A 5978-nucleotide genomic window follows, 5' to 3' on the forward strand; every position below is an offset into this window, starting at 1 on the left:
GATAAAGCTAAGTCTAAATTTTATAATAGCATGGTGGGAAAATGACAAGAATATTTTTTATTAGACATGGAAAAACAGAATGGAATCTTGATTCTAAATATCAAGGAGCACATGGAGACTCTCCATTGTTGCCACAAAGCTATCAGGAAATAAAACTATTAGCGCAATCCTTATCGTCAATAAAGATTGCCCATGTATATGCAAGTCCGCTTCCCCGTGCTAAAACAACAGCTGAAAAATTGATTGAAGCACTTGGGCGACCAATTCCTTTAACAATTGATGAGCGATTAATTGAATTTAATCTTGGGAAAATGGAGGGCATGAAATTCACAGCAGTTGCTGAGAAATGGCCAGACGTATTAGATAATTTCCGCCATCATCCTGATAAATATGATCCGTCAATTGTTAACAGTGAAAGCTTTGAATCAGTCATCAAACGGATGAGTGCTGCAGTTAAGGATTATGTTAAAAATTATCCCAACCAAAATATTGTGATTGTTTCGCATGGTGCAGCGTTAAACGCGGCCATTAATGGTTTACTAGGAATGCCGATGGCACATTTAAAGGATCGTGGGGGCCTTAGTAATACTTCTACGACAATCTTACAAACAACCGATGGTCAAAAGTTTAATTTAGAAAAATGGAACGATACATCGTACTTACATAAAACAACGATTGACCCAACCGACACGATTTAAAATGAGGTGATTTAAAATGGCCAATGAAAAGCAAGAAGCACAAAAGAATCAGAGTGAACAACTTGTTCATCGTCTAGTAAAGGCAATTGATGAAGAGCCAACAAAGTTCAATAATTATTATGATTTAGGATCATTATTAACGCGGTTAAATGACTATGTTCAAGCAGAAGAATTATTCCAGAAAGCATTAGGAATTTTTGAACAACGTGGTGACCAACGTGCAACTAATTTTCTGCAGTACGGATTAGGTAATCTTTACTATACTGTTGGTAAAATTGATGAAGCAATAAAGTTATACAATAAAATAGATGATGATAAGCTAAAAGCGGATGCGTACTTAATGTTAGCGCAAAGCTATATGAAAAAGAAGCAATACAAGCAGACGGTAGCTTACGGCTTAACAGCTTACGATTTATCAGCTGATGATCCTGAAATTAACCAAGTATTGGGTGACTCCATGTTGGCACTTGGTGAATTTGAAAAGGCAAAACAATATTACGATCAGATTTTATTGCATCATCCTGGAAGAGCTGATACTCAGTTCAATCGTGGTTTGGTAGCAATGGCACTTGATGAACCATATAAAAAATATTTGTCACAAGCGCGACAATTAGACTTGGATTATTACCAAAAGAGTGAAAAGAAGATTTCTGATATCGAGCATGCTTTGCAAAAGTTAAATAATAAATCATCTAAATAATTTAAAAGTCATTGGTGGAGGTGAATTAACACCTTTGTTGGTGACTTTTTTATGTTTTCAACAAAATGAGGGGCAGATGAGCCATGGAAAAATATAATCAACAAATACAGCATCGTGAAGATGTAACCACCACTGGGCCAACGTCCTTTATAGGGACTGTCAAAGTAGTTATTTTTGAAAGAAGTCTGTTTAGGATCATCTCAGTTGAAGTCGAAGATGCAGATTTTAACTGGGATCAGGAGTCTATAACTGTTAAGGGGCAATTAGGAGATATCGTAGAAGGCGATCGGTATGAATTTGAGGGCCGAGTTGTAGATGATCAAAGATATGGCTTGCAGTTTGCTAGTACCGGTTGCCATGTTGTAATGCCACAATCAAGTGGGCAATTAACATTGTACTTAAAATATCACCACGTTAAACTGAATCATCCAAGAAAAAGTGCCAAAATATTGTTTGAAGCTTTAGGTTCTCAAGCGATGAACATGGTTGTGGATGATCCTCATTGTTTAGATGACATTATTGAAATTGATTCAGCAGATCGTAAACAACTGTTTAACTTTTTTTCAAAACTAGATTTGGGAAATTCCACAGGTAAGATCATCAAGCAATTGAAAAAGTTTGGTTTTTCTGAACGTCAGGTGAACTTTATTTTTGACAAGTATGGAATCAAAACATTAACGACAATTGCTAAAAATCCATATCGGATTTCGATGGATTTATTTGATTCTGGTATTAGTTTTAAGGCAGTGGACCAGATTGCACAGCGATTTTATTCAGTTGCTATTAATGATTCGCGCAGAATTAGTGGGGCAATCCTCTATGCGTTAAAAATTTTGATAGTTAGTCAGGGCGGCACTTTTGTTCAGAGAGACATGCTATTAGCTTTTGCCAGTCGCTTATTAGATTATCAAATTGATCCATCAGCAATTAATGAACAATTACTTAAAATGAATAAGGATGGAACAATAGAAATTGAGAATTCAGATCATATCTATGAAAGCTCATTTTATGATGCCGAATGGAAAATTTCTCAAAAACTTTTTGAATTATTAAAACAAAATCAAAATGAAGATGCTCCTTCCACTGATGACATTAAGAATGCAATTCGTGATGTTGAACAAGAAAATGGTTATGATTATGATCAAGTCCAAAAGGATGCCATTAGTGAGGCGTTAAAAACCCCAGTAATGTTACTAACAGGGGGGCCTGGTACAGGTAAAACAACCATCGTGAATGGAATTGTCGAAACGTTTTTAAAATTGAATCCTGAAAAAAGTCGTGACGATGTAATGCTTGTTGCGCCTACTGGTCGTGCAGCTAAACAAGTTAATTCCGCGACAGGTATAGAAGCAAGTACTATCCACCGTTTGTTAGGCCTAACAGCAGATATTAATGATGGGCAATTAATGGAAATGGACTTTGAACCTTTAGAAACGGACCTGCTCATAGTTGATGAGATGTCCATGACAAGTACAGCAGTATTTACAGCGTTAATTAGTGCTGTCGGGAATGGTACTCATGTTGTGCTTGTTGGTGACTGTGATCAATTACCGTCAGTAGGTCCTGGGCAAGTATTTTATGATTTATTATCAACCTCAACTATTCCACAACGGAGACTGCATCATATTTATCGGCAATCAGAAAATTCTTCAATTATTCCGTTAGCCCACCATATTAATGAAGGTGATGTTAGCACTTCATTATTTGCACCAAGCAAGCCTAATCAATATGCACATCGGCAGTTTATCCGATCTTCATATCGGAATATCCCGGAATTAATTAGTCAAGCAGTTCAGCTGTATCATAATAAGTATGATGTTCCCATTATGGATATTCAAATATTAGCTCCCATTCATGGGGGAATCGCTGGAACAGACAACATTAATAAGGTTTTACAAGCGGTTTTAAATCCTGATAACGAGGAAAAATCTGCTATTGAGTTAAAAAATCGTGTTTTACGTGTTGGCGATAAGGTAATGCAGACTGTAAATGACCCTGATAATAATGTTTTTAATGGTGATCTGGGCATAATAAAATCGATTGAAGGGCAAAACGTTATTAATGGTTCTAATAAAAGCACTGCTAAACAGAAAGTAGTGGTTGATTTTGATGGACAAGAGGTCGAATATCTACGCCTAAATGAAATTAATGCATTACAATTGGCATATTGTATGACTATTCATAAGGCACAGGGGAGCCAGGCACCCGTGGTTATTGTTTCCATGGTTGATGAATACTTTCCCACTAATCCCCAATCACCTACTATTATGCATAGGAATTTGCTCTATACTGCGGTAACTCGTTCCTCTCGTGCATTGCTAATGGTTGGAAACCCTAGTGCATTTGTACGTTGTGCAGAGTCCCCGACGGAATATCGACAAACTACTTTAAAGGATCGGATCGAGAAGGTCTTTGAAACTGAGAAGAACGGTGAAAAAGTTAAATTACCAACTAATTCTGCTAGAAAACAAACTACCCATAAGCAACCAGATGTTGAACATATTAAAGAACTTACTCCCGAAATTATTGAAAGAAATCTAATAGATCCAATGATTGGAATGGATGGCATTAGACCTGAAGATTTTTAGGTGGTCTGTAGTTGCAATGTTAATCAATTATTGTAATAATATGGGTGTATTATTCAAACTTGCTCCTGGCTTTATGGAAGGAAAATAAACAATGACAGAGATACAAAATGCTAAAGATGTTAAATTATTTGCATTAAATTCAAATCGACCATTAGCTCAAAAAATTGCTGATAAAATTGGCATCCCACTTAGTAAATGTAGTGTGAGTCATTTTGCGGATGGAGAAATTTCTGTTGTTGTTGACGAAAGTGTGCGTGGGCAAGAAGTCTATGTCATTCAGTCAGTATCTGATCCTGTAAATACTAATTTAATGGAATTACTGATTATGATTGATGCATTAAGACGAGCAAGTGCAAAAACAATTAACGTCGTAATGCCATACTATGGTTATGCTCGACAAGATCGAAAGGCACGTTCACGCGAACCCATTACTGCCAAATTAGTAGCTAATTTATTGCAAGACGATCGAATTAATCGATTAATTACAATTGATCTTCATGCACCACAAGTACAAGGGTTCTTTGATATTCCGGTTGATCACCTTAGAGCTGCAATGACATTTGTCAATTATCTAAAAGAACACCATCTTGATGATAATGTGGTGATTGTTGCTCCAGATCACGCAGGAGTTTCCTTAGTCAGAAGGTTTGCAGAACACATGGGTGGTGTGCCAATAGCGATTGTTGACAAGAGGGATAATTCAAATCGAGAACATAGAAATGAATCTGTTCCGGAAGCATTAATAGGAAATGTTAAAGACAAAACCGCAATTATTGTAGATGACGTTGTTGATACTGGGACCCGAATTGCTAATTCGGCAGAACTTTTGAAAAAAGAGGGTGCCAAGGATGTCTATGCAGTTGCAACTCACCCAGTACTTTCCAACGGTGCAGTTGAACGCCTTGAAAAATCACCGATCACTAGGTTAATTGTTAGTGATTCTATTGTAATTCCGGAAGAAAAGCAATCACCTAAAATTATTGAGTTGACTGTATCAGGCCTAATTAAAGAGGCAATTGCACGAGTGCACAACCATCAATCACTACAAACTTTATTCCATTAATATTCTGTGATATTTTTCCGCAAATTAATTAAAGCTATTGAATAAACAATTAAAGGCATTAGTAGTGCAATATTGCATTACTAATGCCTTTAATAATTGACTAAACATACAGGAACTTATGCTAATTTAATATGACCCTCGGGGTGGGTAAATTTAGCAAGCAACTGTGATAGTTCCAGCCGACGTTCACCTTTTGGAATAAATATTCCCATTTTTTCTTGGTCAAAACCCGTCACTAATTTTACAGAATCAAAGATAATCGGATTTTTAAGGATCCGCGGACTTTTCTGAACTGCGGAAGTAAATTCATTAATAGTTACACTTGGGCGATTCATTTTTAAAGCTTTTGTATCTCGAGAGCGTAGCGAAATTAAATCGTCAGTACCGTTAAGCGAGATGCTGAGTAAGTGGAGTACTTCATCAGGAGATAGCGGTTGTTTTTCGATATTTCTTTGAATTAACGGAATATCATGATCGTTGAACCAACGAACGGCTTTTCTCTTGGAAGGATCATTCGTATGAAAATAAAGATAAACCAACATTTACACCTCGCTACTAATTCTTTTAATTATATTTTATCAATTTTGAATTAATAAACGTGATGTTTGTCAATTGTTTAATAAAAGCTTATAAAGAGGTTTTGGTTAATTATCGAATTAATAAAAAAATTCCTCACTGAGGAATTTTTTAAACAAGAGTAATCCTAGATAAATCAATAGGTTAGACCAGTAATGCTTTGAAAAATAGGACACAACGACTATAACCGAACCAGATATTAACATTTTATTAAGTTATTAAGAAAACTACAAATTACTTAATGACGCCGTTTGTAAAATTAAGTTAGAAAAATAAAAAAGCCATTTGTGATAGACTTTTGAATAACCACAAACAAAAGTAAAGGAACATCACAAATGACTTATAAACATCTT

General features: G+C 35.8%; 5 protein-coding genes. 4 read left to right on the forward strand and 1 reads right to left on the reverse strand.

The genetic code is table 11. The annotated features are described in order from the left end of the window. The first annotated feature begins 41 nt into the window (after positions 1 to 41). The 4 genes from H5975_RS07070 (at position 42) to H5975_RS07085 (ending at position 5049) form a co-directional block, all read left to right on the forward strand. Positions 42 to 698, forward strand: coding sequence for a histidine phosphatase family protein (locus H5975_RS07070; RefSeq protein WP_204785456.1), 657 nt, complete (start codon positions 42 to 44; stop codon positions 696 to 698). 16 nt (positions 699 to 714) lie between these two features. After that, a complete protein-coding gene (locus H5975_RS07075) occupies positions 715 to 1398 on the forward strand; it encodes a tetratricopeptide repeat protein (protein ID WP_204785457.1) in 684 nt (227 codons plus the stop codon). Between the two features lie 83 nt (positions 1399 to 1481). Then, positions 1482 to 3986: an SF1B family DNA helicase RecD2 gene (gene recD2 / locus H5975_RS07080; RefSeq protein WP_204785458.1), complete on the forward strand. Its 2505-nt coding sequence runs from the start codon at positions 1482 to 1484 to the stop codon at positions 3984 to 3986. A gap of 91 nt (positions 3987 to 4077) precedes the next feature. Beyond that, positions 4078 to 5049: a ribose-phosphate diphosphokinase gene (locus H5975_RS07085; protein ID WP_204785459.1), complete on the forward strand. Its 972-nt coding sequence runs from the start codon at positions 4078 to 4080 to the stop codon at positions 5047 to 5049. Between the two features lie 116 nt (positions 5050 to 5165). Here the strand turns inward: H5975_RS07085 and H5975_RS07090 are convergent, their stop codons facing one another. Beyond that, a complete protein-coding gene (locus H5975_RS07090; protein ID WP_204785460.1) occupies positions 5166 to 5588 on the reverse strand; it encodes an ArsC/Spx/MgsR family protein in 423 nt (140 codons plus the stop codon). Between the last annotated feature and the right edge of the window lie 390 nt (positions 5589 to 5978).

The sequence above is a fragment of the Limosilactobacillus coleohominis genome, from assembly GCF_016901675.1.
GTDB classification, from domain to species: domain Bacteria; phylum Bacillota; class Bacilli; order Lactobacillales; family Lactobacillaceae; genus Limosilactobacillus; species Limosilactobacillus intestinavium.